Consider the following 19397-nt stretch of genomic DNA (forward strand, 5'->3'; position numbering starts at 1 on the left):
CCTTTGAATAATGTTTTAATTAAATTATCCGAGTAATTTAAGAACGGATTGTGGAGCAGAGTTAGCTTGAGCCAACATTGCTGTACCTGCTTGCACCAAGATTTGGTTCTTCGTGAATGCAGTCATTTCTGTTGCCATGTCAGCGTCACGAATACGTGATTCGGAAGCGGACAGATTCTCTACCATTACGCCCAAGTTGTTAACTGTGTGCTCCAAACGGTTTTGGACCGCACCAAATGTAGCGCGTTGTTCGGAAACAGTTTCGATTGCCGCTTTAATTGCAGCAATTGCAGCATTTGCATTAGTAGCACCTGAACCCTCAACTGTAAGATCGCTCAACTTAAGACCAGCAATAGCAGAAGCACCACTAGTAGCAGCAGTATCAGCCGCACCAAGGTCACTAGGCGTCAAGGATTTTAAGCTAATAGAAATAGTAGTGTTAGCATCAGATCCAATTTGGAAATCAACCGATGCAGAATTATTAAGAAGATTAATGCCATTGAAGTTAACAGTACCTGCAATATTACTGATCTCTCCAACCAGCTCATTAACTTCCAATTGGATCTTAGCGCGGTCAGTCTTGTCATAAGTACCGTTCGCAGCTTGGTTAGCCAATGTGTTCAAGCGTTGCAGCATGGAGTGAACTTCTGTGAGCGCACCTTCAGCTGTTTGAATCAAGGAAATACCGTCTTGAGCGTTGCGTTGTGCTTGAGTCAAGCCGTTGATTTGGAAACGCATTTTCTCGGAGATTGCCAAACCAGCAGCGTCGTCAGCAGCGCGGTTGATACGGAAACCGGAAGACAATTTCTCCATTGTCTTACCCATTTGTGTGTTGTTGAAGTTCAGGTTGCGGTTAGCGTTCAACGCGCCAACGTTCGTGTTAATAAACATTCCCATTCTAATCATCCTCCATGATTGGTTTGTACTAGGCTACATCCTTGTGGCCTAATTATTATATCGGCAGAGAATGGTACAACTTTATACCTAAAACCCAAAAAAATTATTTTTTTTCGTCGAAGTATAAAGAGTTATGTCCTCTGCGATCGAAGCCATAATAAGCATTCATTAATAGCTTCTGTTCTTTAACATTCTTTAAGTTCCCACCGGCTTCACTGACTGAATCGTTTAATTCTCTCTCTGTCATCGATAGAACCATAGCAATTTGCTCCATTTTTTCTACTAGAGCTGCATCAGTATGATCAGGTATTCCGTACTCTTGGTTTGCCTGCTCAATTTGGGCACAGAGTACATCCCATTCTGCAGATAGACGATTAAAATCTTTCTCATGTTCTTCTGAATCAGTATTCGTAAACAGAGAGTACTGTTCTCTAGCACAAACCAGCAATTTGCTATAAAGCTCATGATGATTCATCGCATATAAAGAATTACCCAAGGCTAACTTCCTTTCCGATCTGCTCCCAGGCAGATTGTAATTCTCTCAATAGAACAATGACTTCTGTAACATTACTCTTTTCCTTATGCATATTGGCCTGCACCAGCCGGTCTATGATATAGAGATAAATATTCTTAAGATTCTGCGCCAGTTCCCCGCCTTCCCGTTCGTTCAAAGAAGTCATTAACTCATAGACAATATCCTGTGTCTTCTGAATATATTTGTTCGTATCTGCTACGTTTCCTTCTTCAATTGATTGTTCTGCCCGGATAGCAAATTGTACAGCACCGTTATAAAGCATTAGTGTAAGACGATGGGGAGAAGCGGTCTCATATTTATTCTTCTGATAGCTTTGATAAGCAGACATATTCTGTAAAGCCATGATCCTTCATCTCCCATTAAGATTTGGATTTTGTAAGGGAATTGAGCTGAGATGTCATCCAATTCTGTTCATTCTGTAATTTCGTTAAAGCCACTTCCATCGCTGTGAATTTCTTGTTCAGGGCTTCTTCCTTAAGAATTAATCTTGCATTCATATTTTCCATTTGATCATTAATAAAACTAATTTCGCTCTCGTAACCGTCCATTTTCATCTTTATTAAGCCGTTTACACTTGTCCAATCCTTCAGACGTTCCTTGGCAATTGTACCTAAGCCATTATCACCACGAAACAGTTCTTCAACTGCAGCAGAGTTTTCCGCCATTTTTTCTTTAAACAGCTCTTTATCGAAAGTAATTTTACCTGTCATAGTAGCAGCCGTAGTGGCGCCTTTATCAATTTCAATTCCGATTTGACTTAACAATTGGAAGCCTTCACCATTGTTCTTCGCCCCTACACCGCTAACAATGCCATATAATTCATTTTTCAAGTCTCTAAGAAGGGAATCGCCCTGTAAATTAGTCTTAAAGTCTTTATAATTCCCATCGGAGTCTTTTTCGTTCGTTATTTTTTTAGTGTTCTCTTTAATAATATCTATAATTTCATTATAAGCCTTAACAAAGGCATCGATTTTGGAAGCAATTTTATCAACGTCCTGCTTAACTTCTACATTTACTGTGGAGTCCTCTGCAAGCAATTGAAAGGTCATACCAGGAACTGCATCCTTAATTGTATTACTGGAACTGGTTATTTTCACTCCATTAATAGTTAACTCAGCATTTTGAGCGGATTGGCCTGCGTTCCCGTCTATTGTAAAGAGAGCAGAGCCTGCCCCTGTAACTGATGTTGTTATCTTATGATCCTCACCGGACTCTTTTGCAGTTAATACTAAGCTTTTCTTCCCCGGTTCCGTTTGAATCACAGAAGCTTGTACACCCGCGTCAGATTTGTTAATGGCCTTGGCAATTTCAGCCAGCGCCTCGTTGGTTGTTTTATCTTTAAGATCCAAGTCAGAGAACTTGATCTCTTTGCCGTTTACATCGATAATTGTATCCTTGTAAGTGTCAGTATCAAAGGAAGCATCTTTCCCATCGCTTCCAAGAACAGATATCGCATTCATCGCAACTACATGAGGCTTAGCCAACTTTGATACTTTAATCGTGTAGTTCCCACTAATGGCATTATCGCCTACAGTTACTGCCACTTTGGAAGGATCGGAACTTGTACCCCCGTTTATTTTAAAGGAGTCCAGATCCGACAAACTGGTAGCTGCATCTCTCAATGTCTTCAGCTTCAAATTGATATTGTTAAAGACTGATTTATTATTATCAATATTTGTTTTCTTGACTTGAAGGTTGTTATACGGGATTTTCTCGATGCTCATCAGTTTAGCAATTAGCGTATCCGTCTGCAAACCCGAAGCCAAACCAGGTATACTTACTCCCATCATTATCACTTGCCTTTCATTAAATTTTCTTATCCATGAACATTCCTATCATTTCTTTCATTTTCAAGGAGAGATCAATCAGAAACTCGGGTGGCAAACTCGAGACGACTTCCTTAGTCTCCATATCGATAATTTCCACATACAGCTGCGCTGCCTCATCATTGTATTTGAATTGCAACTGCTTGCCGGATGCAGCAATAGAATGATTCAGCTTTTTAACTTGTTCCTCGAGATCCTGTCTCTCCACATCCGTGAGTGCGTTGTGATCCAATTTCTGAGTTTGCATTCCTGTTGTCAGGGAATTCGAGCCCATACTTTCTTTTAATTTGGACTCACTTAAGCTCTTTACCATTGAATCATTTCCACGAATTTGGCTAATACTCATTTCAACCCCACCTAAACTTAAAATATCTTACAATTTAAAGTTTTTAAGCAAGCTAAGAATCTGCTCTGGTTGAATGACACTCGATTGCTCCTTCGCTGCTATATTCTCTGCGGCTATTCCCGCATAGAGCTCCTGTCTTAAAATCTGAATGTCCTTTGGCGCCACAAACCCTAACTTAATTTGGTCTCCCTCAATCCCCAGAATCTGAACCTGGATTTGGTCTCCAATCATGACGGATTCGCCAATCTTCCGTTTTAGAACAAGCATGCGCTACTCTCCTTTCCGTTGAAGGAGATGACGTATCGGAAGATCTTGATCATGTATGATGAACTGACAAGCTTGTCTTGAGGTCGGAGCCAGCAAAATTGGCGCCTTAAGATTCAAATAGAGCTGATCTTCTTGTATGTTAACGATCAATAATACCAATATTTCCTCTGGATTCTGTACTTGCAGTAGTTCAACAACTTCGTCGTTAATTTCAAAATGATAATCCTTTACTGTCTCATAAGCAGATATGGTGATAAAGCTGACATCCTCATTAAGAGCATGCAAGAGATGAAATGGTGTGTCCTCAAGTGGAATCAATGCATACTCATGAATCGAAGAAACGCCGATAACTCCTAGTTCTAAATGATAAATCTGGTTGTCTGTAACCTCCAGGGCACCGTAAGACTTGCTCTCGATCAATCTAGTTCCAATATCATTCCCTTGATGACTCATTTCGGAAGGGCTCCTCTCGCTTCAATGTGAATCTCCGGAGGGTAAATGCGAAAATCTATATAAACTCCCTGCCTCGGAAGAGCCTCAACGGTAACTTCCTTCTGACCTTTTCGCATGTATCTCTCATGTGCAATACGCCCGAACACGTTCTTCTCTCCAGAAGAAATGTTAGCGATTCTATCGCCTTCCTGTGCCTTGGCAGCAATATTCTGCAATGTGATCATTTTCGTCTCGCTAGTGATTTCCTTCATTAGTGAGCCAGGCCTCTTCAGCCCCAGATCATCGAACACGCTTGTCCAATCCGTTACTAGCTCCGGTGATGTAAGGCGGACAGTAAGCTCGGCAGGTCTATACTTCCCCCAGTCGCTAGATAAAATCGGTCCAATCTCCGGCATTCCTGTCCCTCCTTATAAATACGATGCAAATAAAAATTATCTCATAAAATCAATCAATGAGGTCTGCATAATCCGGGCTCCTGTCGATAGAGCCGCTTGCAGAACATTCTCCTTCATCTTCAGATCCATAATTGCCTGCGAGAAGTCTACATCTGCTACATTGGCTCTTTGTCCATTCAGGTTTACCTGCTCATTAGCAATCCGGTTCTGCATTAATTCAAAACGATTCATCCGTGCTCCGATTTCGGACCAGCTGATATTTAACCGATCTGCAGAAGCATCAATTTTCTCAACGCTCGCTGAGATGCCCGACACGTTATTGTTCTCAAGCGCATTAATGAGATCATCCAGCGCCTTGAACGTGTTATCAGATCCCGCTTGGCCAAATACAACTTCACCAGTTAAGCTTACTGGTACTTTTACAGCAGGACTGACATTCAAGTAAAACTGACCAGGATCAGTCGGCTCATTTGCCGCTCCATCTACCGTATAAGGAGTCTGATCTGTCTTCTGTCCATTAAACAGATACTTTCCGTTATACGTACTGTTGCCGATCGTCACTAATTGCTCCTTAAGCTGTCTTATCTCGGATGCAATCGTCTTTCTTTGCTCCGCATCGTAAGTGCCGTTGCTCGCCTGAAGTCCAAGTGTACGTACCCGTTTTAGAACATCTGAGCTTTGCTGCAACAGCGAGTCCATTGTAGAGAGAATCTCGTAGCCTGTATTAGCATTGGACATGAAGACATCACTTCTGGCTAAGTCTGTGTCGTAACGCATTTGGTAGGTTACGCCGACGGGATTGTCGCTAGGCTTGCTGATTCTTTCTCCTGTCGCCAGTTGCTGCTGGCCTTGCGTCATTGCTGTATTAATATTTCGTAGGTTTTTCAGCAGTTGCAGATTCTGCATTGATCCTGTTACGCGCATCTTAGTATATCCCTCCTAATTACCGGCCTACTACGCCCATTTGGTTAATAACTCGGTCAAGCATTTCATCTACGGTCGTCATATTGCGGGCAGCTGCGTTATAAGCTTGCTGGAAGCGAATCATGTCCGCGAACTCCTCGTCGAGCGATACCCCGCTTACCGATTGTCTCTGAATTTGCAAATTATCAGCCAGACCCTGCTGATTGTCGAAATTACGCTCTGTGTTGCTCGCCCGGATTCCCAGATCTCCGACAAGAGCACGGAAGTAATCGTCTGTTGAGCCTTTGGACAATGAAGTCAGATCAGAAGGGAATGTGAACAAAGCGTCACGTAAACTTGTTAAGGTATTAGCAATATCACTGTTACCGCGTATCGCTACATTTATACCGTTCTTACTTTCAAATTTAGACGAAGCCGCTATTTTATTCGTATCCTTAAGAATCTCCGGATTTACCTTGATATCATCAATCGTAAAGCTGCCGCTATTGGATACAAAGAACGGAATACCTGAAGTAGTTGGTTCTGTCAGTGTATACCCGAGCTCATGCAGACCATTGAAGCCCTTAACCATGATCTCCATAGGCGAAGCAATTTGTGAACCGGCCGGAATATTCTGTCCAGCCGTTACAACTGTACCATCCGACAAAGTAACATCATTCAATGCAGTCATGACATTCGAAGTCACATACCCATTGCTTAAAGTGACTTTCACATCACCTGTTGCAAGTGTGCTGACCATAGCGTTTAACTGATCCCGGATTAATTGTGTCTCTTGCAGGGATGCATTATATCCGTTCAATTGTCCGGCTGTTGCAGTAGCCGCATTAGCTGCCGTAAGATACGCAGCCGGTTCGTCCCCTCCATCCAGCAACTGCACCCCTGCAGCTGTGATGCTGACGACGCCTACTTCGTTCTCGGTATACTGAACATCAACAATCGTAGATAGCTTATCGATCAACAAATCCCGCTGGTCCCGGTAATCATTCGCGTGATCGCCGAAGCTCTCATTGTCGCGAATGAGTACGTTCAGGCGAGCGATGTTATCGATAATGTTGTTCGCCTCTTGCACTTTCTTATCTATACTTGCATTGATGTCGTTCGTTAGATTCGTCAGCGATTCACCGACATGCTGTAGTGTATCCACGAGATTACTAGCCGCCCCTGCGACAGCAACACGGGCACTCAGCAAAGAAGGATCACTGTTCAATGTCTCCCATGAATTCCAAAAATCGTCCATGACTTTACTGAGTCCGCTGCCTGAAGGCTCATTCAAAATATTCTGAATGGACACCATGGTCGAATTCAACACTTCCCAAGAGCCCAAGTACTGATTCTCACGACGGAACTGCGTGTCCAGGAAACTGTCCCGAATACGTGTAATGCTTCCGTACTCTACACCAGTACCGATTTGTCCAGGTTGCTGACTCTTGGTCATTCCCATCGCCCAGATCGGTCTGGCTTCTGTCTGGTTAACCCTTTGGCGGCTATAGCCATCTGTGCCTGCATTCGCAATATTATGTCCCAGCGTTTGCATGGAGGTTGTATTTACGAACAATGCGCGCTTGCTTGTCTCTATTCCGTGAAAAGTGGAGGTCATGATCATTCTCCTTTAATTAAAGCTTGATTTGTTATGTTCTGATATCGAAATTGCTACGAGATGAAGTTTTTTTCTCCTGACTTTGCGGGGGTGCATAGGTACTCTCCTCATCGAATCCGCCAGACATCAAATTCAGAGAAAATTCGATAAATTGGAGTGATTGTCCAATCAGCTCTTGATTCAATTCATTGGCTCGTTTGAGCTTCTCAAGTTGTCCGCCGATCCGCTGCTGGCTGGAAGAGAGTCTCTGCTTCTCTTCAGGATCAAACACTAAGCGGAGAATATCCGTAATTGTAAGCTCCAGCCTTGATTTGATTCCCTTGGACTGCAAAAACTGCTGTGCGGAGGTTTGAATCTGTTCTTCTCTGGACTGAATTCCTTTGACTAATTTTGACTCTCTCGACAAGACCTGCACCAAATCATCGTAATTATTCGCAATAATGGCTGCTTTCTTCTGCTGCATGATATCGAGTAAAACATCGTACTGCTCACTTAGATCGTCCAACGAACCAATCAACGCTTCGATCTCTGACATAGCTGCCCCCTAGTTCTCGGTGTAAGACTTAAAGTATGGAAGTAGCTTCTCAGCAAGCTTGCCGGCGTCGACGTGATAAGTTCCTGTGGAGACCTGCTCCTTCAGTTCCTCGATCCGCTTCATACGTTCCGGCGACTGAGCGCTCTCCTGGGCTTTCAATAACTCCATACCTTCTGTGGAGATGGATAATTCGTCTTTGCGCCGCGATTTATGATCTAATCCTTTGCGTTGGGCCTCGTACTGACGTTGATAGTTATTTATGGCGCCTACCCGTCCGGTATCATTGATTTTCATGGGCTTCACCTTTCTTTCCAAATAAAAAAACCGATAATCTTTAATAAGTTTATCGGCGTAAGTTCATACTTATTTTATAGCGAACCATTGGTTTATAAAGAATATTATGCCATAATATCAGGGTTTTCAGCGTTCTGGCGCCCGAAATTTGTCGACGACCCCATATGCGCCTCCATTACGACGATCCTCCTGATTAGCGGCCTTGGCCTCTTCTCCTCTGGCCGCCGCGCTTATGTCACGGGCTAGACGGTTCCGGCAGCTATCACACATATTGCCTTCATAGATCAAGACTCCGCACACTTCACACGGATACATCATATTCGGGTTATTCGCAATCGAGATGCGCCCCTCTTTAATGAATTTCGTAATTTGCTTGGTTGTGACACCAGTAGCCTCGGATAACTCAATCATCGTGGCTGACTTATGTTCACGCAAATATTCGAGACATTTTTCGTATTCCGCCTCAATATCTTTCATGCAAGAAGGACAGAGGTCTCTGAAATTTTTGGCAAACAACCTTCCACAACGCGGACAATTCCCAAGATTCATATCCATCTCTTTCTCTTCCCTTCAGAAATCATCATCTGATGTTAGATTACATGATCTGACACGTTTCGTCTATCACTTTCTCGTAATTATCTTCCAAAAAATAACACTACCGCGTCCTGATCAACTTCCTATGATCGTGCCCAAGTCAAACTATAAATCTCAGCAGGACGCCCTAACTCTCGGCAAATATTGTGCAGAACCAACGCGCAAGTATCCATGGTACTTCCTGTGGTATACACGTCATCAATTAACAGTAGACGGACGGGACGCTGAGTCAGATGCTTGGACAGCAGATGCTCCTCTAGCTTATCTACTGCATCGGGCAGCGGTTCGAATACTCCATTCAGATCCATCAGCCTTTGCCTTCTGTTCCTGGAGCTTTGTTTCTCAGTATGCCGGGAACGTCTAAGCAGATCTAATACCGGAGCTCTAGCTCCCCTTGCCGCTCCATAAGCTAAAGTTCTAGATTGATTGAAGCCCCGCTCCAGCATACGTTCCTCACTCACAGGAACAAATGTGATTATATCGAAGGGATGCTTCGGAGCTGCAGATTTCACTCTTAACTCCTCGATCATAGCCCTCATCGCATAATTCATCATCTGGGCCAGCAGCGGCCCCAGCGATTCATTTCCTCTGAACTTATATTGCGCCAGCCATTCGCGCATCACTGCATTATATTGAACTGCGCTCCGGTTCAATAGAAAATTCCTCGCCCCCTGACCAGTTCTGCTGCAATCTGGGCATCCGACTGCTCTTCCACAGACAGGACAACGGGGTGCAGTAATCCAGGGAATCAGCTTATAGCATGCAGTACAAATTTGTGAAAAGCCATTGACCCCACAGCCTCCAGCACGAATCATTTTCCCACAGGTCAGGCAGCTTCCAACGGTGGGAGCCAACCATTGATGCACCGGAGTGATTAAAATGTCCTTCCAAGACATATCTTCACCTCATTTTGTGAAAATAAATAATATTTCTTATGTAGTTATAAACATGCGAGGCACCCACATTTTCAGAAGGCTGGCTGTCTTGTCCTTCGAGATAACTGCAAATCATACAACTAAATTCGGCCTTTCTCCACTTAAGGGGAAAATAGTTGGAAAAAGTGCATTTAAACCTGCAATAACCCCTACGTTCGCTCAAATGCAGGAAATCTAGCTGTATAAAATCCAACTATTCTCCTGCCTCCCTCTCTTATTCGAAATATAAGTGTACTTAATACAACTATTCCTAGATTCTGGTTCTCTTCCGTCAATAATCGACTTGGTGGTCAATTTGATATCTCCTCCATCAGACGGAGTAGGATGATCAAGTTCTGTAACACGGCCAATGGGGCATTAGGATCCAACATGCTGAAGCTATGTGTGAATCGCTGCTATGCATGTAGGAAACCTTTTTTGTGGGCTATGGTATTCATAGAACGGATTTGGCGCACCGCTCCACGCTGCGACCGGGTCCATTCCGGTGAGGCGAACCAGACCCTTCCTGCCGGATCATCCTTGGATCTGCCAGCCCGACCTGCCATCTGAACGAGCGAGGCTTCATCGAATAGATCGCTGTCCGCATCCAAAATAAAGACATCACTTTTCGGTACAGTAACCCCCCGTTCCAAAATCGTAGTAGTGACTAACACACGTGTCTTAGTTGCCCGGAAGTCTAGCACCTTCTCCGCACGTAATTCATCCTGTGATGACGTACCTTCAACCGATATGCTCGAGAAACGTCTTCTTAGAAGTCCAGTCAAAGGCTCAATATGCCGGATCCGGGACACGAATATGAAAATCTGTGCCCCCCGTTGAATCGATTGTTCTAGTGAAGCAGCTAGAGAAGAGGGAAGAGATCGTCGGCGAAGACAGCCCTCTACCGATTCGATTCGGATCCGGCGCGGCACGGGCAGCGGATGGCCATGGAACCGTGCTGGAACTTTGGCATGCTCCAATTTTCCTTGACGAACCTCCCGCTGCATTTGTGCTGGTGGAGTGGCCGATAAGAAGATGAAACGTCCTGTGCCTTTGCACGATTCCTTTGCGGCAAAGGCAAGCATCGGATCATTGTGATAAGGGAATGCATCCAGTTCATCGATGATGACGAGATCAAATGCATGGTAGAAGCGCATGAGCTGATGCGTTGTAGCTAGAATGAGTCTGGCCTCTTCCCACCGCTGCGTGCTTCCACCGTAGAGAACGGCGATCTTCTCCTCTGGAAAGGCTTTGCTAATTCGCGGAGCCAGTTCCAATACGACGTCCCGTCGCGGTGTAGCTACAAGCACTTTGCCGCCAGTGCTCAGTGTGTAGTGAATGAGCGGGAATATCATCTCGGTCTTGCCCGCTCCGGTCACGGCCCAGAGCAGGAAGCGAGGAAGCGAGCGTTCCCTGCTCTGTAACAGGCGGCCTGGACGCTGTGCATAGCGAGGGGCCGGTTCGGCTGGCGCCACCTGCGGCTGCGCCAGGAACTGCAGCGCGGCGGAGGCCGCATCGCGCTGCGCAGGGCTCAGCCCCCACCGGTCCAGCAGGGACCCGGTGAGGGGCGCTCCCGTGCCGCCCGCCGGAGGCGGCACGGCTTCAGCGCTGCCGCGCAGCAGCAGCGCACAAGACCGGCTGCGCCCCAAAGCGAGGCAGGCCTCGCAATAGGCGCAGCCGCTGGACCCGCACGACCCACAGGGCGTGCGGGAATGTACTTCGCTGCCGCAGCGCCGGCAGCGATACCGGGCCCGCAGCCGTGCCAGCGGGCCCCACAAGCCGCGGGCGGCGACAGCCGCCACGCCCGCGGTGAGCAGCACGAGCCCTTGCAGGTGCGCGTGCTGAACGGCGGAGCGCCATGCCGGGACAAGCTCCGGCAAGCGCTCCGCCAGAAGCTGCTGCAGCTCCGCCTCCAGCAGCGAACGCCCCTCCAGCGCGGCTGTAATGCGCCGCGCCATCACATCTACCGCCTCCCTCCACATCGCTTCCGAACCATGCATCTCCTCGTATCTTTCCCTTTGATACTGCTCCAGTACCATCTCGCCATATAAGGTCAGGCCTTCCCGTCTCGTCCACAGCACACCGCCAGACCTTAACCCTAACAAATTCTCCTCAGCGTGATATCCACTCACTCCCCCTTGTCTTTCCTGCTCAAGCTCCCTTTTAAGAGCTCCACGTATGTACTCATGCCATCCCTTCAACTTCCAACCATCCATCTCCAGCTTTGCCTGGAATGAATCGCGAAGCTGCACTGCCCAGCCAAGGGGCATCACCGCAGATAAGAGGACCATCGTAGAGCATCTCTCGACCTGATGTCCCTCTCTAAAACCATTCCTGCCAGTCTTCTCTATAAGCCATCCCCTCTCTTCCAGACACCAGCCTAGATCCGTACCAATATCGAGACTAATCATTAACTTCCATACCTGTTCTAGCCTAACCGCATATACAGCGACCTTCATCGCCTGTCCCTCCTTCAAAAGTTTACTTTTCTACCTAGCCCTTTTTGCTCCAGATCTCACAAGGCAAAGATAAATAGTTTCCGTTGTATGCATAAATACACCTATTCGAAGACATTTGTGCTAAACCGAAAATTTAGCTGCATACGCGCAACTATTTCCTCACTTTTCTCTTACTAGCGGCCCAAATCCAGCAAATAACTGTATATTGGCATCTATCCGCCTAAAATCCAGATAAGCCTAAAATAGCTGCAACTAAGCACTTATATGGCCGGCAGCCATCCAAGCATGCCCCAGGTGCACAGGGAGAAATGCGCACGATGCACAAACACGGCCTCTAACAATTGCAATAACACCTCCCTCCATTAATCAACACAAAAAAGCACACTCTCCCGGCTTAAGCCATGAAAGAGTGTGCTTCACACTTTAAAAACGTTATATTCCGTTATTATGCGAAAACCGCCGGAATCATGATTTCTGACGGATGTCATCTGGTCACACCTGAACATATGGTATTTTATTCGCCTCCCCAGGCGAACGAAGATCGATATAGAATCGATGCTCTGCCTCGTCCTGCTGCTCTTCCGCAGACAGCATATACAGCTTCATATCCTCTTCACTCACTGCTGCGAGGCGGGTAAGCTTCAGCTCCATCCCATTCTGATGGCCGAGCCGCTCTGCGATCGCTAGCGTATTGTCCTCCGATTCCTCGTCTAGGACAGTCACCTTCACCACATTACCGCGCCACTGTCCATACCAAGACAGAGCCCTTAAATACCACTCCATTTGCTGTTCATGATTGTGGGTCACCAGAACATAATGCATCCGCTTATGAGTCCCGGGCTGCATACGTAAATATTGTCCGTGTACCAAATGCACCATCGCCGCCGCAAAACCGTAACTGAACAGAATCCAACCCATATATGGAAACATGGACTCACCTCCCTGTTGAGGTCGCTCAGACCGCTCACCCTCATCGGGAGGACGGTTCGAACTCTCGCTTATACCGACAATATATGCCGCTTTCAGGAGGTCGGTTACTGGGCTCATGTGAAATGGACAGATTATACAAAATAGAAATCTATCACGCAATGATATGTACCCAACTTTACCTATGCAAAATATCCAAAAGGCTATGAACTCGCCTCTCTTTTCAATTTAATGAATATAATGGAAGGCTAGGGCAACAAAAAAAGCCAGTCGCTCCCATCACTGCCAATGCTCATACATCAGCAGTAATTAAAGAGTAACCCATCCGAACTTGATCGCATTAATAACCGCTTGTGTACGATCATCAACATCCATTTTTTGCAGAATGCTGCTCACATGGTTCTTTACCGTTTTCTCACTAATGAACAAATGCTCGCCAATCGTCTTATTGCTACGGCCCTCAGCCATTAGCCTCAGTACCTCGGCTTCTCTGCGTGTCAAAGGATTGTTATCACCGGCAACGAACTTAACTCCGGCCTCTCGTATCGCATTATCCTCCGAGATCGCACCTGTCTCGCTCAAATATTCCATCCGTCGTAGCTGTTGAATCAGCTTGCCTGTTACCTTTGGATGAATAAAGGCGTTGCCTTCGGCAACAGTACGAATCGCATTGATCAGCGACTCTGCCTCCATATCCTTCAACAAATAACCTGTCGCACCTTTGCGCAGGGTCTCAAATACGTAGCTCTCGTCATCATGAATCGATAGTATAATAACCTTCACTTCCGGTAAAGCCTCACGAAGCTCAGCTGTCGCATCGACTCCATTTAATATCGGCATGTTAATATCCATAAGCACGATTTCCGGTTCATAAAGACGACAGCTCTCTAGCACCTGAGAACCGTCACTGCACTCACCAATTACTTCGATATCCTCTTCCATATTTAATATCCGTTTCAATCCCTCACGAAACAATTGGTGATCATCAGCTAAGAGGACCTTTATTGCCTGCCCATCAGTTACATTGTGATTATCCATCTAGGTTCTCCTTTCCCTTATCTGTGTTTGTCGGAATGTGGATAATAATTTTCGTTCCCATATTTTCCGTTGATTCAATGTCCATTCTGCCTTCCAAGAGTTCTACCCGTTCCCTCATGCCAATCAGCCCGAAGTGGGTATGTCCCTTCGTCTCTTGCTCCAGTTGATCTACTCTGAAACCGAGACCATTGTCTTGTACAACGATTTTGACGAGCTGCGCTTGGTAAGTAATCTCCACGCCGACGAAGGTCGGACATGCATGCTTAGCCGCATTGGTCAGAGCCTCCTGGATCAGTCGGAAAATCGCCGCCTCCATAGGAGAGGTCATCCGCTGTTCCTTGCCCTTCGTCTCAAAGGTAGCTCTGATCTTCGTTCTCTCTTCAAAATCATGTACATACTTCCGCACAGCCGGTATTAATCCCAGATCATCCAGGGCCATCGGACGTAAATTGAAAATGACCTTCCGCATCTCTTCCAAGCTAAAGCGGACTTGTCTTTTCAAATCTATTATTTCGTCCTGTACCATCTTAAATTCCTGCTTTGCGAGCATTCTTTCTACAATTTCCGTCCTAAGAACTAAATTGGCAAGTAGTTGCGCAGGCCCATCATGAATTTCTCGGGAGATGCGTTTGCGCTCTTCTTCCTGTGCCAAAATGATCTTAAGGCCTAACATCTGGCGGTTTTTGGCCGATTCAAGGATTCTTGTCACTTGACCAAGCTCACCGGACAGGTACTCAAGAACTACGCCCATTTGCGCACTTACTGTTTCTGCGCGCTCTACTGATTTCTCTACACCGCGCACTCTTTTTTGCAGCTCATCGCGACGGGCCTTGAGATACATTTCTTTTTCCCGGTAGATTAATAGGTCCAGTTGAAGCTGTGTAGCCTTCTCATAGGCCTGCTTGATATCCTCTTCATTATACCGCACAAAATCCCGGCTGACTTCCGTCAGCCGGATGCGGGATCTGCGATAATTAATCTCGAGCTGGTCCACCTTCTCCACGGTCTCCGCGGTTTCCTTCATGACCTGTTGTAGCTCATTGTTCAGCGTCCTTAGCTCATCACGCGCAGATTCTAGTATTTCCAGGATTTGAATTTTACTATTCTCCATAACGCCCACGGCGTTCTTAATAACGCGATCAATCGCATCAGCCTGATCTTGATAATCCGCCACTTAGACCTACTCCATTTCCAAAAAACCGTCTATTACCAATCATCATATCATGATTCTAGGGTGATGGATTTGGTTTTCTTGTCCCATTTTACTATGATCCCTAGCTGTTCTGATACTAGACGAAGAGGGACCAGAGTCCTACTATCCACGATAATAGGTGATACATCTGCCTGTTTCTTGGAGCCGTTAAGAATGAATTCCTTCTTGTTTACAGTAAGCTCAAGTACTGTCGTTTCCCGAGTTACGGTAATTTTCTTAGCGGTATTATTCCAGGTCGCGCTGCCGCCAAAAGAGTCAAGCACATATTTAACCGGAATATATGTCGTATTATTCTTCAGCAATGGAGCAACATCCATATTCTTCTTCTGTCCATTGACGAGCATCGTCTTCTGACCAATGGTCATCACTGCATTGGCGCTAGGCAAACTTGTGCCGCCTCCATCCGTAGCCGGAGCAGTGAAACGAATATTGTCAAAGGATACGCTGCCCGTAAGCGCACGCTCATCCTGGCCCTCTTCAAGATTCACAACATAGAGCCGTTTGAGCTTGGCCGGATATTTCATGGCGCTTGCCGTCAGATCAACCGTAAGCGTTCTCCAGCCTGTGAAATCAATCTGCTTGGTCAAATCGACATAGACGCTCTTGCCGTCCGCATCTACGAACTCAGCGCGCAGCCAATTCAAGCTGGAATCACCCAGGACGTCGATCGTCATCTTAGTTGAATCCTTCGGAATTTCTTTGCCCGTTGTACCATTCAGCTGGGCGTAGCCAAATTTATTGCCTACCCCGCCAGTCAGGTCATAGTCAAGCTTCAGGACCTTCGAATTTGCTCGATCGTCCGTCCCTTGCACCACTGCCACAGTTCCTTTCACTTCAGCTGGCAAGCCTGTGAATGATACCGGATAAGAGGTATTCTCAAAATTCTCCCAGATTTGCTCGGATGATGTAGTAAATACGATTGGCGTTCCACTGAAGCCATCATATTTAGGAGTCGCATAGCCCACCTTCGTACCCGCATTTACGGATTGCACGGAAAGTACGCCATCCTTCACGCTGGCCTTCATGCCGGTCATTTCCCATTTCACCGCTTCTGCCGGAACCGTTACAGTACTGCCGTTCTTCAGCGTAGCCGTTACCGCCACACTAACCGAAGTTCCCGCCTCAAGCGGTGCAGAGGAGATTCCTGCACTCAAGCTATCCAGATCGCTGCCGCCAAGAACGGTAACATTCATGCTATTCTTGGCATCTCCGCTTACAGCGGTAATTTGCGATTTGCCGGATTTAACGGCTTTGAAGCCATCACCCGTCCAGGTTACATTCCCGTTATCCGACTTCCAGCTCGCTTGAATTCCTGAAGCATCGACCGGGTTGTAGTAAGTATCGTAGCCTTTCAAGCTATAGGAAGCAGTCTGCCCAATCAATAAAGTGGACGGGCCGCTAACCTTCAGTCCCTTCAGCGTTCCTTGTGGAGCCGTCGAGAATACGCCAAGGCCATTCGCTACGGCACGTTGTCCCGCCGATCCATTCGAGGTTGTAAAGGTCAGTGTAGTCGAAGTCTCCGCAAGCGGACGTGTCGCCATCGTTGTCGAACCACCGCCGTCAAGATTCAGACCTTTCCAGACACCAATGCTGGTCATGAACTTCTGCAGTTCTGACAGCGTCAAGCCGCTGCTGTTATTGTTCTTCTCCGCCGTAATGATGTACGCTGTTTTTCCATCCTTCGAGTAGCCCACTGCAGTTCTCGCTACTGCACTGCTGCCGCTAATCGAAGTCGTCGGGCGGGTAAACTGTGAAGCCTTCCCTTGATCGACCAGCAAAGTATGACCACCGATCATCATTTTAAGATTAGCCGGGTTGATCTCTTGACCACTAGCCAGAGAACGAAGCTCGTAATTGGTATCAATCTGCTGCCCAACGGATAGGTGACTGGCAATATAATCCGCTGCTTGTCCATGAGCACGCAAAATATACCCATCCGCAGGCACGGGTCCTGGAATCGCTGATTTCACAGAAATCTGTTGAACGATACCGTTTAGAACCAATACCTCTGTAGGTGTCGTAGAACTATCTGCAGGACGCGTCTCTGACTTCCACGCGCTGGTGTAGATATACATTTTATTCACATGGCTGTAACCTTTATCCGGTTCCGTCCGATAAGCCTCCTGATTGATACCGGAAAGCGGGAAGGTCGATCCATCTGCAGCAAACACCGTTCCATTAAACTCGAATCTATCAATCATTGGTGTCCCGTCATTCGTTACAGCAAACGCATACATCCCCTCCAGCTGAGAAGGGCTCGTTACTACTGTTCCCTGAGACACCGCTCCGCCCATTGCCACGCCTTGTCCGCTCATTGGGAAGAAGTCGCCATTAACCCCAGCCACGGCACCCGTGTCATTCGTCATGCCTTGGACCGTCTGTCTAGTCGTTAATTGCCCCCCCTTGCCCGTCATAACATCTAGTTGTACATATGGATTGGTTAGATCGACTTCAATCACATCGGTCAACACTTTGACTTGCTTGCCCGAGCGTGTCGTCGTATATTGATATTTTACGAGTCTGGCACCCGATGTAATAATGTCATCACTCAACTTAACTGTCTGTTCCGCCGCCGCATGAGCGGTTGAAGCATTCCCGCTAAATGGTCCCAAGCTTACTACAGGCTGGATCCATATCAGTCCGGCCATCGTTACCAGCATCAGCTTTTTCCCATGATTCGCTGCCATGCGTACCCACTTGTTCTCTTTTTCCGCCGTCCCTTGTCCAGTTACCTCTCTTCTGACTACCATGAAATTTGCTACTCTCCCATCTTTTATACAATAATCATTTCATCTATCTCTCTCACAACAATCTATTACACTATTAATAGACTACATTTCTCCAGAAAAGTTACGAAAAAGTAGTAATTTTGTTGGGAAAGAGGAGTCTTGGGGTGGAGTTAAAGAGAATTTGGGGAGAAGACCCCTTTTTCTAACTAATCGCTAGCCTACTTTGGAGAGTAAATAGAAAAGTTACACCTAATTTGCGGGGGACTCGCATTTAAAGAGAATTAGTTGTAAAAAGTACAATTAAATTTGTTGGTTTGCCTCAAACCCGATTGTTCGGATAATTTAGCTGTAGAAAACACACCTATTCCATACCTTTTCTGATTAATGAGAATCTAGTTGTACAAAATACAATTAATGAGCATTCTTCTTCTCATCTTGTCCTCTCACCTAGAGTTTGTTCCCATTCCAAACACTTCTCTCATTTGGAAAAGAATTCATAAGCTAATAGAATAGGAGTAAATTTACATAACTAATGTGACGTAGAACGTCCCTCCATTTTCTTATGATGGTTGGGACGTTTTTTGGTTCCGGGCTAATTCTCAGCAATAATAAGGAGGTAATTAGAATGAAATTCGAAGCAGCACATCAAGCTTTCATCAATAAGCATGCAGAACAACGCACTGGTGAGCGTCGAGGCAGGCTTCTTCGCGGACATGGGCATGGGGAAACTCTATTTCTCAAAAATATCTGGTGGCCTCTTTATGGTCACTTCGAAAATTTGCACCCGGAATATGAAGTCCTTGATTGGCGTAGGAGGTCCTACTTTGGTGATTTTGTATATTTACCCAAAGGCCTGAAGTTAATTATAGAGATTAAAGGTTACGGGCCCCATGTACAAGATATGGATAGGCAAAAATATTGTGATGAACTCAACCGCGAGCTCTTCCTACAAATCGCAGGGTTTCGGGTAATCTCTTTTGCGTATGATGATATCGCCCATCGCCCTGAGCAGTGTATCTGGCTGCTGCGTATGCTGCTCAGTAGATACCATCCTTCACATAAAAGTACCAATCTGTTATCACTTTCAGAACAGGAAATCATTCAATTTGCTATTTCAAGAACAAAGCCTATTCGTCCAGCAGACGTTATCCAACACTTGGACATTAATTACCGTACCGCTATCAATGTCCTGAGATCTCTTGTCGATCAAGGTAAGCTTCAGGCTGTCTATTCAGGTAATGGAACAAGAATCCGCTATTATAAGTTAAGTGAACGGTTGGAATTCTACGAATTATGAAATGAAGACCTATATATGCTTCCTCATCACTAGACCATAGGGTCATAGAGCAAACCATCAACTATCTTTAGAAATAAATGCTTAAATACAACTATTTACCTCCAAACAGCTCATAACGAGTGATTTAAGTGCGCATACGCAACTATTTTCTATATTT

Annotated in this window: 20 protein-coding genes; 1 reads left to right on the plus strand and 19 read right to left on the minus strand. The window is 46.0% G+C overall.

Annotation, left to right across the window (positions count from 1 at the left end; genetic code table 11):
- Positions 1–24 precede the first annotated feature (24 nt).
- The 19 genes from EI981_RS26255 to EI981_RS26345 form a co-directional block, all read right to left on the minus strand.
- Positions 25–897 carry a flagellin N-terminal helical domain-containing protein gene (locus EI981_RS26255; protein WP_127003265.1) on the minus strand — a complete coding sequence of 291 codons (873 nt, stop codon included), beginning with the start codon at positions 895–897 and terminating at the stop codon, positions 25–27.
- A 103-nt stretch (positions 898–1000) separates the two neighbouring features.
- Complete coding sequence (locus EI981_RS26260) at positions 1001–1393, minus strand: hypothetical protein (protein WP_127003267.1); 393 nt, start codon at positions 1391–1393, stop codon at positions 1001–1003.
- Complete coding sequence (gene fliS, locus EI981_RS26265) at positions 1386–1775, minus strand: flagellar export chaperone FliS (protein WP_127003269.1); 390 nt, start codon at positions 1773–1775, stop codon at positions 1386–1388. Before fliS ends, EI981_RS26260 begins: the two co-directional genes overlap by 8 nt.
- Before the next feature lie 16 nt (positions 1776–1791).
- The gene (gene fliD / locus EI981_RS26270; RefSeq protein ID WP_127003271.1) at positions 1792–3222 is read right to left on the minus strand and encodes a flagellar filament capping protein FliD; all 1431 of its coding nucleotides are present in this window, start codon (positions 3220–3222) and stop codon (positions 1792–1794) included.
- Positions 3223–3238: 16 nt separating this feature from the next.
- Positions 3239–3604 (minus strand): flagellar protein FlaG, encoded by a 366-nt coding sequence (locus tag EI981_RS26275; protein ID WP_127003273.1) that lies wholly within the window; start codon positions 3602–3604, stop codon positions 3239–3241.
- Positions 3605–3631: 27 nt separating this feature from the next.
- A complete protein-coding gene (gene csrA, locus EI981_RS26280) occupies positions 3632–3871 on the minus strand; it encodes a carbon storage regulator CsrA (protein WP_127003275.1) in 240 nt (79 codons plus the stop codon).
- A gap of 3 nt (positions 3872–3874) precedes the next feature.
- Positions 3875–4324: a flagellar assembly protein FliW gene (gene fliW, locus EI981_RS26285; protein WP_127003277.1), complete on the minus strand. Its 450-nt coding sequence runs from the start codon at positions 4322–4324 to the stop codon at positions 3875–3877.
- On the minus strand, positions 4321–4719 hold the full coding sequence (locus EI981_RS26290; protein WP_127003279.1) for a DUF6470 family protein: 399 nt from the start codon (positions 4717–4719) through the stop codon (positions 4321–4323). Before EI981_RS26290 ends, fliW begins: the two co-directional genes overlap by 4 nt.
- A gap of 36 nt (positions 4720–4755) precedes the next feature.
- Positions 4756–5643, minus strand: coding sequence for a flagellar hook-associated protein FlgL (gene flgL, locus EI981_RS26295; protein ID WP_127003281.1), 888 nt, complete (start codon positions 5641–5643; stop codon positions 4756–4758).
- A gap of 19 nt (positions 5644–5662) precedes the next feature.
- Complete coding sequence (flgK, locus tag EI981_RS26300) at positions 5663–7240, minus strand: flagellar hook-associated protein FlgK (protein WP_127003283.1); 1578 nt, start codon at positions 7238–7240, stop codon at positions 5663–5665.
- Between the two features lie 31 nt (positions 7241–7271).
- The gene (locus tag EI981_RS26305; RefSeq protein WP_127003285.1) at positions 7272–7775 is read right to left on the minus strand and encodes a flagellar protein FlgN; all 504 of its coding nucleotides are present in this window, start codon (positions 7773–7775) and stop codon (positions 7272–7274) included.
- Positions 7776–7784: 9 nt separating this feature from the next.
- Positions 7785–8069 (minus strand): flagellar biosynthesis anti-sigma factor FlgM, encoded by a 285-nt coding sequence (gene flgM / locus EI981_RS26310; RefSeq protein WP_127003287.1) that lies wholly within the window; start codon positions 8067–8069, stop codon positions 7785–7787.
- Positions 8070–8195: 126 nt separating this feature from the next.
- Positions 8196–8618 carry a TIGR03826 family flagellar region protein gene (locus EI981_RS26315; RefSeq protein WP_127005023.1) on the minus strand — a complete coding sequence of 141 codons (423 nt, stop codon included), beginning with the start codon at positions 8616–8618 and terminating at the stop codon, positions 8196–8198.
- Between the two features lie 128 nt (positions 8619–8746).
- The gene (locus tag EI981_RS26320) at positions 8747–9559 is read right to left on the minus strand and encodes a ComFC family protein (RefSeq protein ID WP_127003289.1); all 813 of its coding nucleotides are present in this window, start codon (positions 9557–9559) and stop codon (positions 8747–8749) included.
- A 434-nt stretch (positions 9560–9993) separates the two neighbouring features.
- Positions 9994–12036, minus strand: a complete 2043-nt coding sequence (locus tag EI981_RS26325) for an ATP-dependent helicase ComFA (RefSeq protein WP_127003291.1) — start codon at positions 12034–12036, stop codon at positions 9994–9996.
- Between the two features lie 492 nt (positions 12037–12528).
- Complete coding sequence (locus EI981_RS26330) at positions 12529–12966, minus strand: hypothetical protein (protein WP_127003293.1); 438 nt, start codon at positions 12964–12966, stop codon at positions 12529–12531.
- 306 nt (positions 12967–13272) lie between these two features.
- The gene (locus EI981_RS26335) at positions 13273–14001 is read right to left on the minus strand and encodes a response regulator (RefSeq protein WP_127003295.1); all 729 of its coding nucleotides are present in this window, start codon (positions 13999–14001) and stop codon (positions 13273–13275) included.
- Complete coding sequence (locus EI981_RS26340; RefSeq protein ID WP_127005025.1) at positions 13994–15112, minus strand: sensor histidine kinase; 1119 nt, start codon at positions 15110–15112, stop codon at positions 13994–13996. The genes EI981_RS26335 and EI981_RS26340 overlap by 8 nt, the downstream gene beginning before the upstream one ends.
- Positions 15113–15222: 110 nt before the next feature.
- The gene (locus tag EI981_RS26345; protein WP_193556409.1) at positions 15223–17964 is read right to left on the minus strand and encodes a stalk domain-containing protein; all 2742 of its coding nucleotides are present in this window, start codon (positions 17962–17964) and stop codon (positions 15223–15225) included.
- A 604-nt stretch (positions 17965–18568) separates the two neighbouring features.
- Between EI981_RS26345 and EI981_RS26350 the strand changes: the two genes are divergently transcribed.
- Complete coding sequence (locus EI981_RS26350) at positions 18569–19240, plus strand: PDDEXK family nuclease (RefSeq protein ID WP_127003297.1); 672 nt, start codon at positions 18569–18571, stop codon at positions 19238–19240.
- The last annotated feature ends 157 nt before the right edge of the window (positions 19241–19397 follow it).

The sequence above is a fragment of the Paenibacillus lutimineralis genome, from assembly GCF_003991425.1.
GTDB classification, from domain to species: domain Bacteria; phylum Bacillota; class Bacilli; order Paenibacillales; family Paenibacillaceae; genus Fontibacillus; species Fontibacillus lutimineralis.

Bases quoted from the DNA above. Each gene is read 5' to 3' on its own strand.
- EI981_RS26255 (WP_127003265.1), bottom strand. From the start codon at position 897: ATGGGAATGTTTATTAACACGAACGTTGGCGCGTTGAACGCTAACCGC.
- fliS (WP_127003269.1), bottom strand. From the start codon at position 1,775: ATGGCTTTACAGAATATGTCTGCTTATCAAAGCTATCAGAAGAATAAA.
- fliD (WP_127003271.1), bottom strand. From the start codon at position 3,222: ATGATGGGAGTAAGTATACCTGGTTTGGCTTCGGGTTTGCAGACGGAT.
- EI981_RS26275 (WP_127003273.1), bottom strand. From the start codon at position 3,604: ATGAGTATTAGCCAAATTCGTGGAAATGATTCAATGGTAAAGAGCTTA.
- csrA (WP_127003275.1), bottom strand. From the start codon at position 3,871: ATGCTTGTTCTAAAACGGAAGATTGGCGAATCCGTCATGATTGGAGAC.
- fliW (WP_127003277.1), bottom strand. From the start codon at position 4,324: ATGAGTCATCAAGGGAATGATATTGGAACTAGATTGATCGAGAGCAAG.
- EI981_RS26290 (WP_127003279.1), bottom strand. From the start codon at position 4,719: ATGCCGGAGATTGGACCGATTTTATCTAGCGACTGGGGGAAGTATAGA.
- flgL (WP_127003281.1), bottom strand. From the start codon at position 5,643: ATGCGCGTAACAGGATCAATGCAGAATCTGCAACTGCTGAAAAACCTA.
- flgK (WP_127003283.1), bottom strand. From the start codon at position 7,240: ATGACCTCCACTTTTCACGGAATAGAGACAAGCAAGCGCGCATTGTTC.
- EI981_RS26305 (WP_127003285.1), bottom strand. From the start codon at position 7,775: ATGTCAGAGATCGAAGCGTTGATTGGTTCGTTGGACGATCTAAGTGAG.
- flgM (WP_127003287.1), bottom strand. From the start codon at position 8,069: ATGAAAATCAATGATACCGGACGGGTAGGCGCCATAAATAACTATCAA.
- EI981_RS26315 (WP_127005023.1), bottom strand. From the start codon at position 8,618: ATGAATCTTGGGAATTGTCCGCGTTGTGGAAGGTTGTTTGCCAAAAAT.
- EI981_RS26320 (WP_127003289.1), bottom strand. From the start codon at position 9,559: ATGTCTTGGAAGGACATTTTAATCACTCCGGTGCATCAATGGTTGGCT.
- EI981_RS26325 (WP_127003291.1), bottom strand. From the start codon at position 12,036: ATGAAGGTCGCTGTATATGCGGTTAGGCTAGAACAGGTATGGAAGTTA.
- EI981_RS26330 (WP_127003293.1), bottom strand. From the start codon at position 12,966: ATGTTTCCATATATGGGTTGGATTCTGTTCAGTTACGGTTTTGCGGCG.
- EI981_RS26335 (WP_127003295.1), bottom strand. From the start codon at position 14,001: ATGGATAATCACAATGTAACTGATGGGCAGGCAATAAAGGTCCTCTTA.
- EI981_RS26340 (WP_127005025.1), bottom strand. From the start codon at position 15,112: ATGGAGAATAGTAAAATTCAAATCCTGGAAATACTAGAATCTGCGCGT.
- EI981_RS26345 (WP_193556409.1), bottom strand. From the start codon at position 17,964: ATGGTAGTCAGAAGAGAGGTAACTGGACAAGGGACGGCGGAAAAAGAG.
- EI981_RS26350 (WP_127003297.1), top strand. From the start codon at position 18,569: ATGAAATTCGAAGCAGCACATCAAGCTTTCATCAATAAGCATGCAGAA.